Origin of the sequence: Mesorhizobium sp. M0296, assembly GCF_040321675.1 — a bacterium.
Classification (GTDB): domain Bacteria; phylum Pseudomonadota; class Alphaproteobacteria; order Rhizobiales; family Rhizobiaceae; genus Mesorhizobium.
Genome location: NZ_JAMYRZ010000003.1, coordinates 182,927 through 202,319, shown reverse-complemented (window position 1 = coordinate 202,319; position 19,393 = coordinate 182,927). Strand labels below are relative to the sequence as shown.

Here is a 19,393-nt window from a genome sequence, read left to right as displayed (position 1 = left end):
ACAGGGCGGCGCCGTGGAAAGGAGGACGCTATGAAAATCCGTGAAACACCGACCGCCGAAGCCGGCATGCTGATAAGGCGGCCGGTCGCCGACGTATTCGAAGCCTTCGTCGATCCGGCGATCACGACGAAATTCTGGTTCACCCATGGCAGCGACAGGTTGGACAGCGGCAAGGAAATCAGTTGGGAATGGCGCATGTATGGCGTCTCGACGACGGTCAATGTCAGTGAGATCGTCGATAACAAGAAGATCGTCATGCAATGGAGCGATCCGCCGACCACGGTGGTGTTGACATTTACCGAGATGCCGGGCGGCACGACCTTTGTCGAGGTCCGCAATTTCGGCTTTGTCGGTAGCCCCGATGAGCAGGTCAAGCAGGCGATCGGCTCGACCGGCGGTTTTGCGCTGGTGCTCGCCGGCGCCAAGGCGTGGCTGGAGCAAGGCGTGATGCTCGGCCTGATCGGCGACCGTCATCCGAAGGGCGTTCCAGCAAATTAAGCAACGGCGAGCCAAGATCGGCTGGCAACAGACCGCGAATGCTCAGGAACGCCGCTTTTCCTGCTCTAGCACATGACGGCGGAGCACGCGGTTGATCTCCGTTTGATAGCCACCGCCTTCGACATGCTCCTTGAACCAGGACAGCACATCAGCGTCAAGCCGAATGGTCACCGGCTGCTTTAGTGGCCGGTAGAGGTGCCCTCGGCGAGCATGAACCCAATTCTCGGCCGAAGTTTCCGGAATGTCGGACGTGTCAATTTCGCTGTCAGGCAAATCTGCCAAATTGGCGAGCTGGTTGCGCTGATCTTGGCTAAGTTCCTTCCTGCTCATAGCGCCTCCTTTCATGCGGCGTTGCTTTCCGGGCACCGACAATCCGAATTCGTTCCTCATCTTCGAGATCGGGATAAGTGTGAACAACGAGCAGTACCACCAGCCCTTGGATCATCCCGATCGCATGCCACCTTTGCTCGCCATCTTCAAACCGGTCAGGCACAATCAGATGAAGCGGATCCTTGAAGACATCTTTGGCGAGATCGAACTCAACACCATGCTTGGCACGGTTGCGCTTGGCCTTCTCGGGATCCCATTCAAATCGCAATATGGCGGCACCGTTATTTACAAAATTGTACGCACAATTCTGTAAGAGTCAAGTCAATGCCCGCCCCCGCCCTTTGCCTTCTTCCGCCGCCGCGCCAGCATGTTGAGCCCTTCGACCAGTGCCGAAAAACCCATGGCGGCGTAGATGTAGCCTTTCGGCACGTGGTAACCCATGCCGTCGGCGATCAGCGTCGTGCCGATCATCAGCAGGAAGCCGAGGGCCAGCATGACGATGCTGGGGTTCCTGGCGATGAAATCGGCCAGCGGCCCGGCCGCCAGCATCATCACGCTCACCGCCACGATCACCGCGATGTACATGATCGCGATTTCGTCGGTCATGCCGACGGCGGTGATGATCGAGTCGATCGAGAAGACGAGGTCGAGCAGCAATATCTGGAAAATCGCGCCGGCCAGCGACAGCTGCAATGTCTCGCCCATCATGGTGTCCTGGTGATCATCGAGATCGACCGTGTGGTGGATCTCCTTGGTCGCCTTCCAGACGAGAAACAGGCCGCCGGCGATCAGGATCAGGTCGCGCCATGAAAACCCGTGGCCGAAGGCGGTGAATATCGGCGTCGTCAGTTGGACGATGATCGAGATGGTGGCCAGCAGGATCAGCCGCATCACCAGCGCGGCCGAGATGCCGAGCCGCCGGGCGCGGGCCCGCTGCGCTACCGGCAATTTGTTGGTCAGGATCGAGATGAAGATCAGATTATCGATGCCGAGCACGACCTCCAGCACGATCAGCGTCAGCAGCGCGACCCATGCCGTCGGGTCGGAGACAAAGGCGAAATGCGGCGCCAGGAATTCGACTAGCTGCATGGAGGTCGTCCCCTCTACGATCTAGAGCAGTTTCGCCGGCAATTGGGTATTGCAAGCGTCTATATCAATGTCACGACCAGAAGGATGGAGCCGTTTCCTCCAGCCGCGGGCCGCGGCGAAACGGCGCGATCCGTTCGGTCAGGCCGCTACGGTCGGAAATGTCGACGCCGACGCCGCACAATGTCGCCGGTCCGGTCGATGCCTCGAAGCGGCCTTTCGGCACCTTGGACAAGAACCGGTTGAGCGGCTCCTCCTTGTCCATGCCGAGCGAGGAATCGTAATCGCCGCACATGCCGGCATCGGAAATATAACCGGTGCCGCCATTGAGGATCTGGTGATCGCCGGTCGGCTGATGCGTATGGGTGCCGACCACAAGGCTGGCACGGCCGTCGACGAAATGAGCGAAGCACATTTTTTCCGAGGTCGCCTCGGCATGGAAATCGATGACGATCGCATCGGCCTGCTCGCCAAGCGGGCAAGCGGCAAGTTCGCGCTCGCCGGCCTGGAACGGATCGTCGAGCTCGGGATGCATGAACACCCGGCCCATGATGTTGGCGACCAGCACGCGCGCGCCGTTCCTGGCGATGTAGACGCCTGAGCCGCGCCCCGGCGTACCCTTGGGGAAATTGGACGGACGCAGGAAGCGCTCTTCGCGCGGCGCGAAAATCAGCGCATCGCGCTGGTCCCAGACATGGTTGCCGGTGGTGACGACATCGGCGCCGGCCGAGATCGTCTCGCGAAAAATCTCCTCGGTGATGCCGAAGCCGCCGGCGGCGTTCTCGCCATTGACGATGACGAAGTCGAGCTTGAAATCCGAGATCAGGCCAGGCAGTTGTTCCCACACCGCCGTACGTCCTGTCTTGCCGACCATGTCGCCGAGGAAGAGAAGTCTCATATAAGCGTGATCCCGAACCGAAGGTCAGCGAAGCAAAAAGCTGCATGACTTTCGCAAAAGACCATGCGTCCAGGAACTTATCTACAATTTCGGCGCGAAGCGGCGCAACCCGCTCTCGGTGAGTATTTCCGGAATGATCACGTCATGCGGCTCGTCCGGCACCAGGGCCACCTCCTGGCAGTCGAAGGCAATGCCGATCAGCCGCGGCTGCTGTCCCTTGTCGGCCAGCCGCACGATCGCCCGGTCGTAATAGCCGGCGCCGTAACCGATGCGGTGGCCGCGCGCGTCGAAGGCGGCGAGCGGCACCAGCATGAGCTGGGGGTCGAGTACCTCGGCTTCCTCGTGCGGCCCGACGGTGCCGAACCCCATGTCGATCATCGGCGCGCCACGCACCAGCTCGCGAAAGACGATGGTGGTCTTGTCCAGAATGGCCGGCAGGCAGAGTCTTGCCCCCTTCTCGCGCAAGGCAAACATCAGCGGCCGGACGTCGACTTCCGAGCGCATCGGCCAGAAGCCTGAGACGATCTGGCCCGGCTCGACCGTGATCCCGTCGCGCGCCGTCTCGGCCATTTCGAGTGCTGCCTCCACCCGCCAGAAAGGATCGAGCGCGTCGCGGCGCCCGAGGGCTTGGTTGCGGAGATTTTTTTTCAGGTCTTTTGGGGATGTCATGCGCCGACGTTAGAAAAGGTCAGATTTGGATGGAGTTTTACGAGCGACGTTTTGGAGGAGCGGGGCGAACTTTTCGTTCGTGAGAGCACCCCACAAAGCGGCGCGACGACAAGATCCGCCAGAGATGGTCTTTTCGATAGGTGACGATCCACACAACCGGTGGAGAGAGCGATCCCGGGAACCTACAAAGTAGGTGGGCGCCGTATGAGAAAACCCACGGGTCTTCCCAGGGACAGCTCCCTAGGGATCATTAAGGCCCCGGGGAAAATGTTCTCCTGCCGGGAAGCGCAGACCGTCTCCGCCAATATAGGCAGACGGCAGACCAAGCGCCAGAGAGACGACATGTTTCGAGTCTTAAATCGACGCAGAACCGCTCGACGAGGGTCGCGCCGGCAAGATCCCCGCTTTACCAGCAGCGCCTTGCACCGCGAAGGCCGCGTCCTTAGGGTCGCGCGATGAACCCGGGAGCAAAAATGCGTTTCGAAGGCACGGCAGCCTATGTTGCCGACAAGGATCTGATGGTGGCGGTCAACGCGGCGATCGCGCTGGAGCGGCCGTTGCTGGTCAAGGGCGAGCCCGGTACCGGCAAGACCGAACTTGCCCGCCAGGTGGCGGCGGCGCTCGGCCTGGATCTGATCGAATGGCACGTCAAATCGACCACGCGGGCGCAGCAGGGCCTCTATGAATATGATGCCGTCTCGCGGCTGCGCGACAGCCAGCTCGGCGACGAGCGCTTCAACGACATCCGCAATTACATCAAGCGCGGCAAGCTGTGGGACGCCTTTGCTGCCGGCAAGAAAGTCGTGCTTCTGATCGACGAGATCGACAAGGCCGATATTGAGTTCCCCAATGATCTGTTGCAGGAACTGGATCGGATGGAGTTCTTCGTCTACGAGACCGGCGAGACCATCCGTGCCACCGTCCGGCCGATCGTCATCATCACCTCCAACAACGAAAAAGAGCTGCCGGACGCCTTCCTGCGCCGCTGCTTCTTCCACTACATCCGCTTTCCCGACGTCGAGACGCTGCACAAAATCGTCGACGTGCACTATCCCGGCATCAAGCAGAACCTGGTGCGCGCCGCACTCAGGCAATTCTATGAAATCCGTGACGTGCCGGGCCTCAAGAAGAAGCCGTCGACCTCCGAGGCACTCGACTGGATCCGCCTGCTGGTCGCCGACGACATCGCGCCCGAGGACCTGCGCGCCGACCCGAAGAACGCGCGGCCGAAACTGCACGGCGCCTTGCTGAAGAACGAACAGGACGTGCATCTGTTCGAGCGCCTGGCTTTCATGGCGAGACGGCAGGGGTGAGGGCCGACGAAAGCCGCCGGACAGCGCTTTCCCGTCGCTGGACCGTTGCCGCCAGCGAGGCGTGAAGGCAGCTTCGGGTTGCCGACTTCAGAGGGAAATGAAATGACCGAGATCACCGTCCGCCCATTGGCGCAATCCGACCATGCCGACTGGCGGCGCCTGTGGACCGCCTATCTCACCTTTTACGAAACCAAGCTGCCCGAAGAGGTTTACGCCGTCACCTGGAAGCGGCTGTTCACGGCGGGCGAGTTCGAGCCGAAGGGTTTCATCGCCACCCTCGACGGCAAGGCCGTCGGCCTGACGCACTATCTCTACCATCGCTCCTGCTGGTCGCAGATAAACAACTGTTACCTGCAGGACCTGTTCGCCGACCCCGATGTGCGCGGCAAGGGCGTCGGCGCCGCCCTGATCGAAGCGGTCAAGCAGGAAGCCGGCAAGATCGGTGTCAAGAACGTCTACTGGATGACCCACGAGACCAACACCACCGCACGCAAGCTCTACGACCACGTGGCGCGCAGGACCGGCTTCATCGAATATGATCTGCTGTGATGAGAGCGGTTGAAATACCTGAGGACGAGCTGAATGATCTGCTATTTCGGAATTCTGGATAGCGTCAATGACGTCTGGGGAGTGCGGGTGCCCGATCTTCCCGGCTGCCACGGCGGCGGCGCAAGTCCTGATGAAGCAATCGCCGACGCGACGTCCGCCACGCGCGAATGGGTCGAAGCACGTATTGCAAAGCACTTACCCATGCCCAACCCAAGTACGGTAGCGGATTTGCTGCGATCCGGCGAAATCGACAGTTCCGGGGGTGAATCCGCCGTGATTGTGAGGCACAGATAGCAATTGTTCATCCCCTTCTTCCTCGAATTGAAGGCAGCGCGGGTTCCGGTCTCGCTTCGCGAATATCTGTCGCTGCTGGAGGGGCTGGAGGCCGGGCTGGTCGACTATGATGTCGAGGGCTTTTACTATCTCGCCCGCGCCGCTCTGGTGAAGGACGAGCGCCACATCGACCGCTTCGACCAGGTCTTTTCGCACATCTTCAAAGGTGTCGAGGCGCTGACTGACGAAGACGCGGTCGATGTCGCAAACATCCCGGAGGAATGGCTGCGGAGGCTCGCCGAAAAGCACCTGACCGACGAGGAGAAGAAGCTGATCGAGGCGCTGGGCGGCTTCGGAAAGCTGATGGAGACGCTGAAGAAGCGGTTGGAGGAGCAAAACGGCCGGCATCAGGGCGGTTCGAAATGGATCGGCACCGGCGGCACCTCGCCCTTCGGCGCCTATGGCTACAATCCCGAAGGCGTGCGCATCGGCCAGCACGAAAGCCGCAACCGCCGCGCGGTAAAAGTCTGGGACAAACGCGAGTTCAGGAATTTCGATGACGCCGTCGAACTCGGCACCCGCAACATCAAGGTCGCGCTGAAGCGCTTGCGCCGCTGGGTGCGCGAAGGCGCCGAACAGGAATTCGACCTGCCTGGCACCATCCACGCCACCGCCGAGCACGGTTATCTTGACATCAAGACACAACCCGAACGTCGCAATGCCGTGAAGCTGCTGATGTTCTTCGATGTCGGCGGCTCGATGGACGACCATGTCAGGAGTGTCGAGGAGCTGTTTTCGGCCGCCCGCGCCGAGTTCCGCCAGCTCGAATATTTCTATTTCCACAACTGCCTTTACGAGGGCGTGTGGAAGGACAATCGCCGCCGCCATGCCGAGGTGATTCCGACCTTCGATCTCCTCCATAAATATGGCCCCGACTACAAGGTGATCGTCGTCGGCGACGCCTCGATGAGCCCCTATGAGATCGCTCAACCCGGCGGCTCGGTCGAGCATTGGAACAAGGAGGCCGGCGCCGTCTGGCTCGGCAGGCTGCTGCAGCAATGGCCGAACGCCATTTGGCTCAATCCGGAAGACGCGAAGAACTGGGGTTTTACCCATTCGATTGCCATGATCCGCGATATTTTTGGCGGCCGCATGTTTCCGCTGACGCTCGCCGGCCTCGAAGCCGCGACGAAGCAACTTTCAAGGAAGCACTGAATGGATCCACGCAAAACAGGACGGTCGACCTGTTTCCTTTGCCTGCAATGCGGTGTCCAGTTCGCGGCGACAGCGACGCCGCCGCGACATTGCCCGATCTGCGAGGACGAGCGGCAATATGTGCGCTGGGAGGGTCAGGCCTGGACCACGCCGGAAGAGCTCGCCGCCGGCCATCGGGTCGTGATCAAGGATGATGCCGGCGTGCTCGCCTTCGGCATCGAGCCACGCTTCGCTATCGGCCAGCGCGCATTGCTGGCGCAAACGCCGCACGGCAATGTGCTGTGGGACTGCATCTCGATGGTCAGCGACGAGGCGGTGGCCGAGATCAACCGCCGGGGCGGCCTGGCCGCCATCGCCATTTCGCACTGCCATTATTATTCGGCAATGGTCGAGTGGAGCGAGGCGTTTGGCGGCGTGCCGATTTATCTGCACGCCGATGATCGTCAGTGGATCATGCGGCCGCATCCGGCAATCATCAGTTGGGAAGGCGAGATGCGCGCCATAAACCCGTCGCTGACGCTCATCCGCTGCGGCGGCCACTTTGCCGGTGGCCAGGTACTGCACTGGAAGCGCGACGGCGGCAATGCCATCCTGGCCGGCGACATCCTGCAGGTGGCGCCGACCCGCCGTCATGTCAGCTTCATGTACAGCTATCCGAACTATATCCCGCTCAACGCGACGAAAGTGCTCGGCATCAAGGCCGCGCTGGAGCCTTTCGCGTTCGACCATATCTACGGCGCATGGTGGAACCAGAACGTCATCGGAGACGCAAAGGCGGCATTTTCAGCATCGGTTGCGCGCTATCTCGCCGCCATCGCCTGAGGGATTCTTCGCGGCAGGATAGGAAATACGAGCAAACGCCGTAACAAATGCCTATTTCAGGCGAAGTTGGGAAGGCAACCCAAATAGCGACATAAGCTAAGAGGAAAAAATGGACAGCCACACCTACCCCGTTACCCGCACCGATGCCGAATGGCGCGCCCGGCTGACGCCCGAGCAATATGCGGTGATGCGCAACCACGGCACCGAGCGGCCGGGAAGCTGCGCCCTGCTGCACGAGAAGCGCGCCGGCACCTTCTCCTGCGTCGGCTGCGACCAGCCCTTGTTTGAATCCAAGCTGAAATTCGAGAGCGGCACCGGCTGGCCGAGCTTCAACGACCCAGTGCCGGGTTCGGTCGAGACCACCGTCGACCGCAGCTACGGCATGGTCCGCACCGAATGCCATTGCGCCCGCTGCGGCAGCCATCTCGGCCATGTCTTCGAGGACGGCCCGCCACCGACCGGTCTGCGCTATTGCATCAACGGCGTGGCGCTCAAATTCGAGCCGGCCGCCTGATCGTCAGGCCACAACCACCAGGATCAGCCACAACGTGGCGCCAAGCGTCATCAGCGAGGCCATGACGCCACTCGATTTTCCGGCAGTTCGCCAAACGGCAAAGGTCAGGAAGATATTGTAGGGCACCGGCGCGAAATGCACCGCCAGGACGAGCGCAAGCGGCAGCTTCAGCCCGAGCAGAATGAGTGCCGCCACCGACGACGCGACGTTGATCGCTGTGCCGACAACGACCAGGTCGCGCCAGAACAGCCGATCGAGCGGCACGCCGCCGAACCAGCGTGAGCGGAAGAAGGCGGCAACGCCCGACATGATCGTCATCGATCGACCGGCTCCCTCGCTCTGCTCACCAGAGCAACCCTTCCACAAGGATTGCGTCTGGAAACCCTGCTTTATTCCTGACCCAGAACTTCGGCAATCGCGCGCTCGAAACGTGAGGCTTCCGTCACCAGCCAGTCAGTCATCGCCGGCCAATTGTCCTCGGCAAAACAATTCACCCGCCACATCGAATTGATGCCTAGGCCGTCGCAACTTTGTTCTGGCCTGAGCTTCAGCCTGTCTTCGATGGCCGGCTGGAACGGCTTCAACCGCGACCAGGCTTGCGTGGCACCGAACTTCTCGTTGCGGCCGAAGAAGACGCCGACATGATTCTGCGCAGGCGCGACGTACATGGAAAGGACCAATGCGAAATCGGGCAGCCCACGCTGCCAGAACCACGGTCCGCGCCTCGCCAGCAGAGCCCTTTCATCCGGATGCCGTTCCGCGAACAACGTCCAGAAGCTGCGTTGGCGGAATTCAGAGGCGCGGCGGGCGCCAAAATCGAATTCGCTCATGGCTGGAATCCATGGTCAGAACCGCTTCTCCCGCGATCGTCTCGGGCGCCGAGGCTGGCTTTTACACCATGCCGAGCGCGGCCTTGTACAGATCGAGAATGGATTCCTCTTCCTGCCGCTCGGCCTGGTCCTTCTTGCGCAGCCGGATGATCGACCGCATCGCCTTAGTGTCGAAGCCGGTGCCCTTGGCCTCTGCGAACACTTCCTTGATGTCGTCGGCAATCGTCTTTTTCTCTTCCTCGAGCCGCTCGATGCGTTCGATGAAGGCGCGCAGCTGGCCGGCGGCAACAGTCTGGCTGGTCTCGGTGATGTCGTCGGCCATAGTCTTCTCTCCGCGTCGTTTTCTCACCGCGACTCGGGGTGACCCGAGCGGCGAATTGCAGCGGTTCGATGCCCGACCGGGCGCGGCGGGTCAAGGTGCTATCGATGCGGCATGAAGGGCTGCTGCCAGGCGCCGACAAAGCTGTCTGACGGCGGCCTATTTCACCCGAACGCGATCAGCAGATCCTTGGCATCGATCTGGTCGCCGGCCTTGACCAGCACCTCGGCTATGGTGCCGTCGCGTTCGGCATGCAACGCCGTTTCCATCTTCATCGCTTCGATCGACAGCAGCACGTCGCCAGCCTTCACCGCCTGGCCGGCAGCGACCGCAAGCGCCGAGACGACGCCAGGCATCGGCGCGCCGACATGCGCCTCATTGCCCGGCTCCGCCTTGCGCCGTGCCTTGGCAGCGGACGCGCCATGCGCCCGGTCCGGCACCTTCACCCGGCGCGGCTGCCCATTGAGCTCGAAGAATACGGTGACCATGCCCTTTTCGTCGACATCGCCGATGGCAAGGCAGCGCACCACCAGCGTCTTGCCTTTTTCGATGTCGACGAAAATCTCGTCTTCCGGCTTCATGCCGTAGAAATAGGTCGGCGTCGGCAGCACGCTGACCGGCCCGTAGGTCTCCTGCGCGGCGGCAAAATCGGAAAACACCTTCGGATACATCAGCCACGACGCGAACTCGAACTCGCTGAGCTTGCGCTCGAGCTTTTCCTCGACCTCCGCGCGACTGGCCTTGAGGTCCGCCGGTTTGAGCAGCGAACCCGGCCGCACCGTGATCGGCTTTTCGCCCTTCAGCACCTTCTTCTGCAATGGCTTTGGCCAGCCGCCCGGCGACTGGCCGAGATCGCCGCGCAACATCGACACCACCGAATCCGGGAAGGCGATGTCCCTCGCCGGATTCTCGACGTCGGCGACGGTCAGGTCCTGGCTCACCATCATCAGCGCCATGTCGCCGACGACCTTGGACGACGGCGTCACCTTGACGATGTCGCCGAACATCAGATTGACGTCGTGATAGGTCTGCGCCACTTCGTGCCAGCGTGTCTCCAGCCCGAGCGAGCGCGCCTGTTCCTTGAGGTTGGTGAACTGACCGCCCGGCATTTCGTGCAGATAGACCTCCGATGCCGGCCCCTTCAGGTCGCTTTCGAAGGCTGAATACTGGTTGCGCACCGCCTCCCAGTAGAACGAGATGTTCCTGATCCACTGCGGGTCGAGGCCCGGATCGCGCTCGGTGCCCTTCAGCGCTTCCACGATCGAACCGAGGCACGGCTGCGAGGTGTTGCCGGATAGCGAATCCATCGCCGCGTCGATGGCGTCGACGCCGCTCTCCACCGCCGCCAGCACGGTTGCCGCCGACAGGCCGGATGTGTCGTGGGTGTGGAAGTGGATCGGCAGGTCCGTCGCCTCGCGCAGCGCCTTGAACAGCACGCGGGCCGCCGCCGGTTTTAAAAGTCCGGCCATATCCTTGACGGCGATGATATGGGCGCCTGCCGACTGCAATTCCCTGGCCAGGTCGACATGGTATTTCAGATCGTATTTGGCCCGCGCCGGATCGAGTATGTCGCCGGTATAACAGATCGCCGCTTCGATCAGTCTGCCCTCGGCGCCGACCGCATCCATGGCCACGCGCATGTTCTCGACCCAGTTCAGGCAGTCGAAGACCCGGAACAGGTCGATGCCGCCGGCAGCGGCCTGGCGGACGAAATGCTGGACGACATTGTCGGGATAGTTGGTATAGCCAACGCCGTTGGCACCGCGCAGGAGCATCTGCAGCACAAGGTTGGGTGCTGCCTCGCGCACCAGCGACAGCCGCTCCCATGGGTCTTCGGTGAGAAAGCGCATGGCGACGTCGAATGTGGCGCCGCCCCAGCATTCGAGCGACAAAAGCTGCGGCAGAGCACGCGCATAGGTGCCGGCAATTCCGGCAATGTCATAGGTGCGCACACGCGTCGCGAGCAAGGATTGATGCCCGTCGCGCATTGTCGTGTCGGTGACCAGCACCTCTTTTTGTTCGCGCATCCACGCGGCGAATTTCTCCGGCCCGAGCACGTCGAGCTTCTGCTTGCTGCCTTGAGGCACATTGCCGTTGAGATATGGCACCACCGGTGGCGCCGCATCGGCCTTTGGCTGCGGCCGGCCGCGCGTCTCGGGATGACCATTGACCGAAACGTCGGCAAGGTAGTTGAGCAGCTTGGTCGCGCGGTCCTGCCGCTTCACACTGGCGAACAGTTCCGGCGTCGTGTCGATGAACTTGGTGGTGTAGGAATTGTCGGCGAAGCTCGGGTGATTGATGATCGCCTCGAGGAACGTGAGGTTGGTCGCCACGCCGCGGATGCGGAATTCGCGCAGCGCCCGGTTCATGCGGGCAATGGTCTCGGCCGGCGTCGGCGCCCACGCCGTCACCTTTTCCAGCAGCGGATCGTAGAAGCGGGTGATGACCGCGCCCGAATAGGCGGTGCCGCCATCAAGGCGGATGCCGAAGCCGGTGGCGCCGCGATAGGCGGTGATGCGGCCATAGTCGGGGATGAAATTATGCTCGGGATCTTCCGTGGTGATGCGGCACTGCAGCGCGTGACCGTTGAGCCTGATGTCCTTCTGCGCCGGAACGCCCGATTCCGCCGTGCCGATGGCAAAGCCATCGAGGATGTGGATCTGCGCCTTGACGATGTCGATGCCGGTCACCTGTTCGGTGACGGTGTGCTCGACCTGGATACGCGGATTGACCTCGATGAAATAGAATTTTCCGGTATCGGCATCCTGCAGGAACTCGACTGTGCCGGCGCCGATATAGCTGGTCTCGCGCGCGATCCTCAGCGCGTAGCCGCAAAGCTCCTCGCGCTGTGACATTTCGAGGTAGGGCGCCGGCGCCCGCTCGACCACTTTCTGGTTGCGGCGCTGGATCGAACAATCGCGCTCGAACAGGTGCACGGCGTTGCCATGTGTGTCGCCCAGCACCTGCACCTCGACGTGGCGCGCGCGCTCGATCAGCTTTTCGAGATAGACCTCGTCCTTGCCGAAAGCCGCCTTCGCCTCACGCTTGCCTTCCATCACCTCGCGCGCGAGATCGGCCTCGGAGCGGATGGCGCGCATGCCCCGGCCGCCGCCGCCCCAGGACGCCTTGAGCATCACCGGGTAGCCGATCGTCTTGGCGAGTTCCTTTACCGCCGCCATGTCGTCCGGCAAGGGATCGGTAGCGGGAATTACCGGCACACCGACTTCGATTGCGAGATTGCGGGCGGCGACCTTGTTGCCCAGCCTGCGCATCGTATCCGGCTTTGGCCCGATGAAGATGATGCCGGCCGTGGCGCAGGCCTCGGCGAATTCCGGGCTTTCCGACAGCAGGCCGTAGCCCGGATGGATGGCGTCGGCGCCAGAAAGCCTGGCGACGCGGATAACCTCCTCGATCGACAGATAGCTCTCGATCGGCCCCATATCCCTGGCCAGATGCGGCCCGCGCCCGACCTGGTAGCTTTCGTCGGCCTTGAAGCGGTGCAGGGAGTATTTGTCCTCCTCCGCCCAGATCGCCACGGTTTTGAGGCCGAGCTCGTTTGCCGCGCGGAAGACGCGGATGGCTATTTCGGAGCGGTTGGCGACAAGGATCTTCGAGATTGCCAAGGACAGGGCTCCGGACGCGGGGAAGGGAACTGCCGGACATGATTAGCGCGAAAATGCTGCAGTGCAAACAAAAATGGAGACGTCGGCTAAACCGATTTAAAATCTTGCGCCCATTGCGATGAAGCAAAAGACAAATGAAAAATGCCCGGCGCGAGGCGCCGGGCATTTTTTGGGCTGCAGGCGTTTGCCGGCTTATTGTTCGAAGTAGGTGTACTTGCCGTCGTCACCCTTCTTCCAAGTGTAGATGACGTAGTCGGGACGGGTGATGTCGCCCTTTGCATCATAGCCGATGTCGCCGATGGCGGTCTTCCACGGGCCACTCTTCTTGATCTCTTCCGCAACCTTCTGCGCGTCGTCGGAAGAGCCGACCTTGTTGGCGGCGGCGGCGACGATCTGCAGCGCGGCGTAGGAGTAGAGCGTATAGGCTTCAGGCTCGAAACCGGCGGCGCGGAACTTCTCCACGAGTTCCTTGGCGTTCGGGTTCTTGCGCGGATCGGGAGCGAACGTCATCAGCGTGCCGTCGACGGCATCGCCGGCGATGGAGGCCAATTCGTTCGACACGATGCCGTCGCCGGACATGAACTGGGCCTTGAGACCCTGATCGGCGAGCTGGCGCATAATCAGGCCGGCCTCGGTGTGCAGGCCGCCATAGTAGACGACGTTGACGCCGGCATCCTTCATCTTGGCGATCAACGCCGAGAAGTCCTTGTCGCCGACATTGATGCCCTCATACATGGCTTCGGTCACGCCATCAGCATTGAGTGCCTTCTTGGTTTCGTCGGCGAGACCCTGGCCGTAAGGCGTCTTGTCGTGGACGACGGCGATCTTGCCGTCCTTAAAGTGCGCGGCGAGGTAGTCGCCGGCAACCTTGCCCTGCTGATCGTCGCGTCCGCAGGTACGGAACGTGTTCCACAGGCCCCGCTCGGTCAGCTTCGGGTTGGTAGCGGAAGGCGTGATGACGAGAATGCCGTTCTCGGCATAGACCTCTGACGCCGGAATGGTGACGCCCGAATTGAAGTGGCCGACGACATATTTGACGCCATCGGCGACAAACTTGTTGGCGACCGAGATGCCCTGCTTCGGATCCGACACGTCGTCGCCGACCTCGATCTTGATCTGCTCGCCGTTAATGCCGCCAGCCGCGTTGATATCGGCGGCAGCCTGTTCGGCGCCCTTCTGCAACTGCGCGCCGAATGCTGCGTTCGGACCAGTGATCGGACCGGCAACGCCGATCAGGATGTCAGCCCACGCGCTGCCGCTGAACGCGACAAGCGCGATCACGGCGACGGCGGACAAGAGTGACTTTTTCATGTAAAACGCTCCCATTTACCGAGTGGGCGTGGATGTTTCTTTCATGCGATGCCCACTCTTACTCGCAGAAAAGGTACTTTGCCGATTTTCAGGCACTTGTCACGCCGATTCATCCCCGAGACGACGTTAATGATGAACGTCACCTTTTGGTTTCCAGCTCAAAAGCGATGCTCTTTCATAGAGCCAATTATACTGCGTTACCATCTGATTGGTGCGCGTGTATTGATAACCGACGAAACCCAATATCATCAGCACTATGGTGTCGACGACATAATAATGCAGCGAGAACATCGTGCCGCCGAACAGCGCGTGGTGAATGAACCTGACGGCGATGCCCAGGCCTAGGATATAGGCGAACAAATGCCCAAAGCCGCGCCATGTCTGGGCACTGGCCTTGCCCGTCATCCACACTGCCCACCCGCCAAGCAGGCAGGTGACGAAGAAGAATTGCCAGATCGAGGGTTCCTCATAGAGAATGCCCTGCATGATTGATGTCTCCTGAACTCAGTGGTGACCGCCTTCGAGATAGGCGGCGCGCACTTCCGGATTGGCAAGCAGTTGCTTGCCGGTGCCGCTCATCGTCACATTGCCGTTGACCATGACATAGCCGCGCGTGGCGAGCTTTAGCGCCCCGAAGGCGTTCTGCTCGACCAGGAACACGGTCAGGCCCTGCGTGCGGTTCAGCTCGCGAATGGCGTCGAAGATCTGCTTGACGATCAGCGGCGCCAGGCCAAGCGACGGCTCATCCAGCAAGAGCAGCTTCGGCCGGGCCATCAGCGCGCGGCCGATCGACAGCATTTGCTGCTCGCCGCCGGACAGCGTGCCGCCACGCTGGGCAATGCGTTCCTTGAGGCGTGGAAACAGCGTGAACACCTTCTCGACGTCCTCGTCATAATGCTCGAGGTTGTCGAGGCTGGCGCCCATTTGCAGGTTTTCCATCACCGTCATGCGCGGGAAGATGCGCCGACCCTCCGGCGACTGGGCGATGCGCATGCGCGCGATCTCATGCGTCGGCAGTTGGGTGATGTCGGTACCGGCGAATGTGATGGTACCCGCGCGGGCGCGGGGAGCACCGAAGATGGTCATCATCAGCGTCGACTTGCCGGCGCCGTTGGCGCCGATCAGCGCCACGATCTCGCCCTGGTTGACGGTGACGTCGACGCCGTTCAGCGCCCTGATGTTGCCGTAGTAGGTCTGGACGCCCTTGATATCGAGCAGCGTTGTGCCGGCCATCATTTACGCCCTCCACGCCGATTGGAGGTGCCGGGAGTTTTCGACTTCGCCGGAGCCTTGCCCGGCTTTGCCGTGGAAGATTTCGCGGCCGATTTGGCTTTGGCCGGCGATCCGGACTTTGCAGCAGCGCTCGACCTTGCATCGATCTGGCCGGCCTTCGAAGCGCCCTTTGACACGGTGACGCGCTCGCCCTCGCTGTGGCCGACCGTGTCGGTAACCGGTCCGGCGAGATACGAAGACGATGTGCCTGGGCCGTGGGCGGCATCCGGACCCGTATCCAATTGCTCGATGACGTCTTCGTCGCCGACTTCGCTCAGCACTGTCTCGACCTCCTCGTCGTCAACACCGAGATACGCGGCGATGACGCGCGGATCGGTCCGCACCGATTGCGGACTGCCGTCGGAGATCTTGCGCCCATATTCGAGCACCACAACGTGGTCGGAAATCTGCATCACCACGGACATGTCGTGCTCGATCAAAAGGATCGACGTGTTTTTCTTGATGTCCATCAGCAGCGCATTGAGCGCCGCCGATTCCTTCGGATTGAGGCCGGCGGCCGGCTCGTCGAGACACAGAAGCTCGGGGCCGGTACACATGGCGCGCGCAATTTCGAGGCGCCGCTGTGCGCCATAGGGCAGATCGCCGGCCGGATCGTCGGCGCGTTCGACAAGATCGGCCTTCTCCAGCCAGTGCCTGGCCAGTTCGACCGACTCCGCCGAGGCCTGCCTATAGCCGCTGAAGCCGAACAGGCCGAGAATGGTATAGCCGGACGCCTTCATCAGCTTGTTGTGCTGGGCGACGAGAAGGTTCTCCAGCAGCGTCATGCCCGAGAACAAGCGGATGTTCTGGAACGTGCGCGCCCCCTTGGCGCGCGCCGGGATCTCATGGTTCGGCAGACGTTCGAGCAGGAAGCTGGAGCCGTCGCGCCGGTTGAGCGTGATCATGCCTTCGGACGGTTTGTAGAAACCGGTGATGCAATTGAACACAGTGGTCTTGCCGGCGCCGTTCGGACCGATCAGCGCGGTGATCTCGCCGCGCTTGGCCTGGAAGGACAGGTCGCCGATGGCGACGAGACCGCCGAACTTCATCGACAGATGCTCGACCTGGAGGATGGCGTCGGTCACGGAGGGGCTCGCGTTCATCAGCCGTGCCCCTCCTTGGTGAAGGACCCCGACACGGCCCTGCGAACCTTGAGGAAGGCTGTCGGTTCACGGCTGCCGACGAAGCCGCGCGGCTTCCACAGCATGACGATGACCATCGCCATGCCGAACAACAGCATGCGATAGAGTTCCGGGGTGAAATCGGGGCCGAATATCCGCTTCAGAAAATCGAGTTCACGCAGCGCTTCGGTGCCGCCGATCATCACCAGCGCGGCGACGGCGATACCGACCAGCGAGCCCATGCCGCCGAGCACGACGATGGCGAGGATAATCGCCGATTCCAGGAAGACGAAGGATTCCGGGCTGACGAAGCCTTGCCGTGCGGCGAAGAACGAGCCGGCGAAGCCGCCGAACATGGCGCCCGTGGCAAAGGCGGTGAGCTTGGTGGTGGTGGTGTTGATGCCGAGCGAGCGGCACGCGATCTCGTCCTCGCGCAGCGCTTCCCAGGCGCGGCCGACCGGCATGCGCCTCAGCCTTATTGTGACGAAGGCGGTCAGCAGGCAGAGCCCGAGGATCAGGTAATAGAGGAAGATCTTGTAATAGGCGCCCGATTGGGCAATGCCGAACACCTTGGCGATGTAGTTGGGGTCCGAGACATTGAACGATATCAGGCCGAAGAATGAAACCTTCGGGATGCCGGATATGCCGGCCGAACCGTTGGTCACTTCGCGCCAGTTGATGATCACCAGCCGGATGATCTCGCCGAAGGCGAGCGTCACGATGGCCAGATAGTCGCCGCGCAGGCGCAGCACCGGGAAGCCGAGCATGACGCCCCAGAACGCAGCCATCAGGCCGGCGGCGGGCAGCAGGATCCAGAACGACAGGCCGAAATGCGTGCCGAGCAACGCGTAGGCGTAAGCACCGACGGCGTAGAAAGCGACATAGCCGAGATCGAGCAGGCCGGCGAGGCCGATGACGATGTTCAGTCCCCAGGCCAGCATCACGTAGATCAGGATCTGGATGCCGAAATTGTCGACCCATTTCAGCGAGCCTTGGAAGCCGCCCACCATCGAACCCGTATAGAGAGCAAGCACCAGCACGACGATGATCGGATAGAGCGCCAGCGCGGTTATGCCGAGCGCCGAAAAATGGGCATGGATGAAGGCACGGAAATAGTAGATCACCCAAGCCAGCGCATAGATGATCGCTAGCGCTCGCACGAAACGTGCATAACCTGCAAGATCCGGCCCCACCAGCCCGTCAAGGGAGCTGGCCAGAAGAATCAGAACGACCGCAATACCGATCGCCGCGAAGAAATATGGTAACCGGAAGAACCGCGTCGCCACACTGTCTGGCAGCAGGCCGGTGGCGACATCGGCGATCTTCTGGTTGGCCATGAAAGGCTGGCCATAGGCGACGTAGAGGAACCGGCCGATCATGGTGGCGATCACCACGGCGGCGAGCAGGCCCCAGCGCTGCACCAGGATCAACTCGTTGGAGATGTTCTGGTCGGTCTTCAGGCCGATGAACAGCACGAACAGGCCAAGCGCGACGGCGCCGGCATAGAGCGCTTCGCGAAAAGCGCGCTGGACCGGGGTGGCGACGACGGTGCTTTCCGGAGACACGGTAACCGCCATGATCTCAGACCTTTTCGACTTCTGGCCGGCCGAGAATGCCGGAAGGCAGGAAGATCAGCACGATCGCCAGGATCGAGAACGCGGCGACATCCTTGTAGTCGATCGAGAAATAAGCCGACCACATGCTCTCGATGAAGCCGATCATCAGCCCGCCGAGCACGGCGCCGGGCAGCGAGCCGATGCCGCCGAGCACCGCGGCGGTGAACGCCTTCACACCGGGCGTAAAACCGTCGGAAAACACCACCACGCCGTAATACATCAGGAACAGCGTGCCGGCGACGGCGGCAAGCGCGGCGCCCATGATGAAGGTGATCGAGATGGTGCGGTCGACGTCGACGCCGAGCAGTGCCGCCATCTTGCGGTCCTGCTCGCAGGCGCGCTGCGCCCGGCCGAGCGAGGTCTTGTTGACCAGATACCAAAACAGCGCCAGCAGGACTATGGTGACCAGGACGATGATGATCTGCTTCAGCGACACGCTGATGCCCGCGATCGAATAAACCTTGGAGACCATCGGCGGGACGGGCTTGTTGCGCGGCCCTTGCGTGACCTGGACGAAATTGGACAGGGCAATCGACATGCCGATGGCGGTGATCAGCGGCGCCAGCCGGAACGAACCGCGCAGCGGCCGGTAAGCCACTTTCTCGATAGTCCAGTTGTAGAGGCCGGTCAAAAGCATCGCCACGATCATCATGATCAGCAGCGCAACGACGATCGGCACCGAATAGAACAACGCACCGAGGATAAGGAAAACGATGAGGGCGGTGAAAGCGCCGACCATGAAGATGTCGCCATGGGCGAAATTGATCATGCCGATGATGCCGTACACCATCGTGTAGCCGATCGCAATCAACCCATAGATCGATCCCAGCGTCAGCCCATTGATAAGCTGCTGGACAAAATACTGCATGCTGTCGTGGCTCCCCTGGAATGTCGCCCATGCAGACGCATTCCTTTTCGTATTGCCCCTAGTCGTAAAGTTTCGAGCCCGGATTGCAACGTGATTTTTCAATCGCCATGGGTGTTTTCGTCGCACGCCATCGGATTGCCCGTTTTTTCCTATCCGGCCCCTGGACCATCGCGGACCCTACCATTGGCCTAACGCAATGTCTTTGACGATTCAATCGCAGCATGCGCTCCATTTCGAAGAAATCGCCGTCAAAATAAGTTGATGAG

The 19,393-nt window shown here is 61.4% G+C and carries 21 protein-coding genes, 1 other RNA gene and 1 pseudogene; 7 read left to right on the top strand and 16 right to left on the bottom strand.

Translation table 11 applies throughout. The features are described from left to right. Positions 1 to 30: 30 nt before the first annotated feature. The gene (locus tag NKI97_RS05185) at positions 31 to 498 is read left to right on the top strand and encodes an SRPBCC family protein (RefSeq protein WP_352450851.1); all 468 of its coding nucleotides are present in this window, start codon (positions 31 to 33) and stop codon (positions 496 to 498) included. A 42-nt stretch (positions 499 to 540) separates the two neighbouring features. Here the strand turns inward: NKI97_RS05185 and NKI97_RS05180 are convergent, their stop codons facing one another. From NKI97_RS05180 to ssrS, 6 genes are all read right to left on the bottom strand, one after another. Next, positions 541 to 828 carry a BrnA antitoxin family protein gene (locus NKI97_RS05180; RefSeq protein WP_352450852.1) on the bottom strand — a complete coding sequence of 96 codons (288 nt, stop codon included), beginning with the start codon at positions 826 to 828 and terminating at the stop codon, positions 541 to 543. After that, complete coding sequence (locus NKI97_RS05175) at positions 809 to 1,096, bottom strand: BrnT family toxin (RefSeq protein WP_352450853.1); 288 nt, start codon at positions 1,094 to 1,096, stop codon at positions 809 to 811. Before NKI97_RS05175 ends, NKI97_RS05180 begins: the two co-directional genes overlap by 20 nt. Before the next feature lie 53 nt (positions 1,097 to 1,149). Next, on the bottom strand, positions 1,150 to 1,917 hold the full coding sequence (locus NKI97_RS05170) for a TerC family protein (RefSeq protein ID WP_352450854.1): 768 nt from the start codon (positions 1,915 to 1,917) through the stop codon (positions 1,150 to 1,152). Between the two features lie 70 nt (positions 1,918 to 1,987). Next, positions 1,988 to 2,812: a TIGR00282 family metallophosphoesterase gene (locus NKI97_RS05165; protein ID WP_023678036.1), complete on the bottom strand. Its 825-nt coding sequence runs from the start codon at positions 2,810 to 2,812 to the stop codon at positions 1,988 to 1,990. Positions 2,813 to 2,893: 81 nt separating this feature from the next. Further along, complete coding sequence (locus NKI97_RS05160) at positions 2,894 to 3,481, bottom strand: 5-formyltetrahydrofolate cyclo-ligase (protein ID WP_352832965.1); 588 nt, start codon at positions 3,479 to 3,481, stop codon at positions 2,894 to 2,896. 141 nt (positions 3,482 to 3,622) lie between these two features. Beyond that, positions 3,623 to 3,778: non-coding RNA, 6S RNA (ssrS, locus tag NKI97_RS05155), on the bottom strand. A 176-nt stretch (positions 3,779 to 3,954) separates the two neighbouring features. Between ssrS and NKI97_RS05150 the strand changes: the two genes are divergently transcribed. The 6 genes from NKI97_RS05150 to msrB all read left to right on the top strand — a co-directional run bounded on the left by NKI97_RS05150 (position 3,955) and on the right by msrB (position 8,167). Continuing rightward, positions 3,955 to 4,794, top strand: coding sequence for an AAA family ATPase (locus tag NKI97_RS05150; RefSeq protein ID WP_352832962.1), 840 nt, complete (start codon positions 3,955 to 3,957; stop codon positions 4,792 to 4,794). 102 nt (positions 4,795 to 4,896) lie between these two features. Beyond that, complete coding sequence (locus tag NKI97_RS05145; protein WP_352832959.1) at positions 4,897 to 5,343, top strand: GNAT family N-acetyltransferase; 447 nt, start codon at positions 4,897 to 4,899, stop codon at positions 5,341 to 5,343. Between the two features lie 33 nt (positions 5,344 to 5,376). Further along, positions 5,377 to 5,637 (top strand): type II toxin-antitoxin system HicB family antitoxin, encoded by a 261-nt coding sequence (locus NKI97_RS05140; RefSeq protein ID WP_352832956.1) that lies wholly within the window; start codon positions 5,377 to 5,379, stop codon positions 5,635 to 5,637. Positions 5,638 to 5,640: 3 nt separating this feature from the next. After that, positions 5,641 to 6,831: a vWA domain-containing protein gene (locus NKI97_RS05135; RefSeq protein ID WP_352832953.1), complete on the top strand. Its 1,191-nt coding sequence runs from the start codon at positions 5,641 to 5,643 to the stop codon at positions 6,829 to 6,831. Beyond that, positions 6,832 to 7,653: an MBL fold metallo-hydrolase gene (locus tag NKI97_RS05130; protein WP_352832950.1), complete on the top strand. Its 822-nt coding sequence runs from the start codon at positions 6,832 to 6,834 to the stop codon at positions 7,651 to 7,653. A gap of 109 nt (positions 7,654 to 7,762) precedes the next feature. Beyond that, the gene (gene msrB / locus NKI97_RS05125; RefSeq protein WP_027152870.1) at positions 7,763 to 8,167 is read left to right on the top strand and encodes a peptide-methionine (R)-S-oxide reductase MsrB; all 405 of its coding nucleotides are present in this window, start codon (positions 7,763 to 7,765) and stop codon (positions 8,165 to 8,167) included. A gap of 3 nt (positions 8,168 to 8,170) precedes the next feature. Here the strand turns inward: msrB and NKI97_RS05120 are convergent, their stop codons facing one another. From NKI97_RS05120 to NKI97_RS05070, 10 genes and pseudogenes are all read right to left on the bottom strand, one after another. Next, on the bottom strand, positions 8,171 to 8,485 hold the full coding sequence (locus tag NKI97_RS05120) for a hypothetical protein (RefSeq protein ID WP_352832947.1): 315 nt from the start codon (positions 8,483 to 8,485) through the stop codon (positions 8,171 to 8,173). A 71-nt stretch (positions 8,486 to 8,556) separates the two neighbouring features. Further along, the gene (locus NKI97_RS05115; protein ID WP_023719652.1) at positions 8,557 to 8,997 is read right to left on the bottom strand and encodes a hypothetical protein; all 441 of its coding nucleotides are present in this window, start codon (positions 8,995 to 8,997) and stop codon (positions 8,557 to 8,559) included. A gap of 61 nt (positions 8,998 to 9,058) precedes the next feature. Next, positions 9,059 to 9,319 carry a DUF2312 domain-containing protein gene (locus NKI97_RS05110; protein ID WP_023719653.1) on the bottom strand — a complete coding sequence of 87 codons (261 nt, stop codon included), beginning with the start codon at positions 9,317 to 9,319 and terminating at the stop codon, positions 9,059 to 9,061. A gap of 161 nt (positions 9,320 to 9,480) precedes the next feature. Then, entirely contained in the window at positions 9,481 to 12,939 is a 3,459-nt protein-coding gene (gene pyc, locus NKI97_RS05105; protein WP_352832944.1) for a pyruvate carboxylase, read from the bottom strand. Positions 12,940 to 13,131: 192 nt separating this feature from the next. Continuing rightward, on the bottom strand, positions 13,132 to 14,250 hold the full coding sequence (locus NKI97_RS05100) for a branched-chain amino acid ABC transporter substrate-binding protein (RefSeq protein ID WP_352450862.1): 1,119 nt from the start codon (positions 14,248 to 14,250) through the stop codon (positions 13,132 to 13,134). A 126-nt stretch (positions 14,251 to 14,376) separates the two neighbouring features. Next, a complete protein-coding gene (locus tag NKI97_RS05095) occupies positions 14,377 to 14,736 on the bottom strand; it encodes a DUF6867 family protein (RefSeq protein WP_352450863.1) in 360 nt (119 codons plus the stop codon). Positions 14,737 to 14,754: 18 nt separating this feature from the next. Continuing rightward, entirely contained in the window at positions 14,755 to 15,483 is a 729-nt protein-coding gene (locus tag NKI97_RS05090; protein ID WP_352450909.1) for an ABC transporter ATP-binding protein, read from the bottom strand. After that, positions 15,483 to 16,625, bottom strand: coding sequence for an ABC transporter ATP-binding protein (locus tag NKI97_RS05085; RefSeq protein WP_352832941.1), 1,143 nt, complete (start codon positions 16,623 to 16,625; stop codon positions 15,483 to 15,485). Before NKI97_RS05085 ends, NKI97_RS05090 begins: the two co-directional genes overlap by 1 nt. Continuing rightward, positions 16,625 to 18,142, bottom strand: a pseudogene (gene livM / locus NKI97_RS05080) (high-affinity branched-chain amino acid ABC transporter permease LivM); the annotation flags it as partial. The gene NKI97_RS05085 and the pseudogene livM, both read right to left, overlap by 1 nt. Positions 18,143 to 18,224: 82 nt before the next feature. After that, positions 18,225 to 19,127: a branched-chain amino acid ABC transporter permease gene (locus NKI97_RS05070; protein WP_352450865.1), complete on the bottom strand. Its 903-nt coding sequence runs from the start codon at positions 19,125 to 19,127 to the stop codon at positions 18,225 to 18,227. Positions 19,128 to 19,393: the final 266 nt, after the last annotated feature.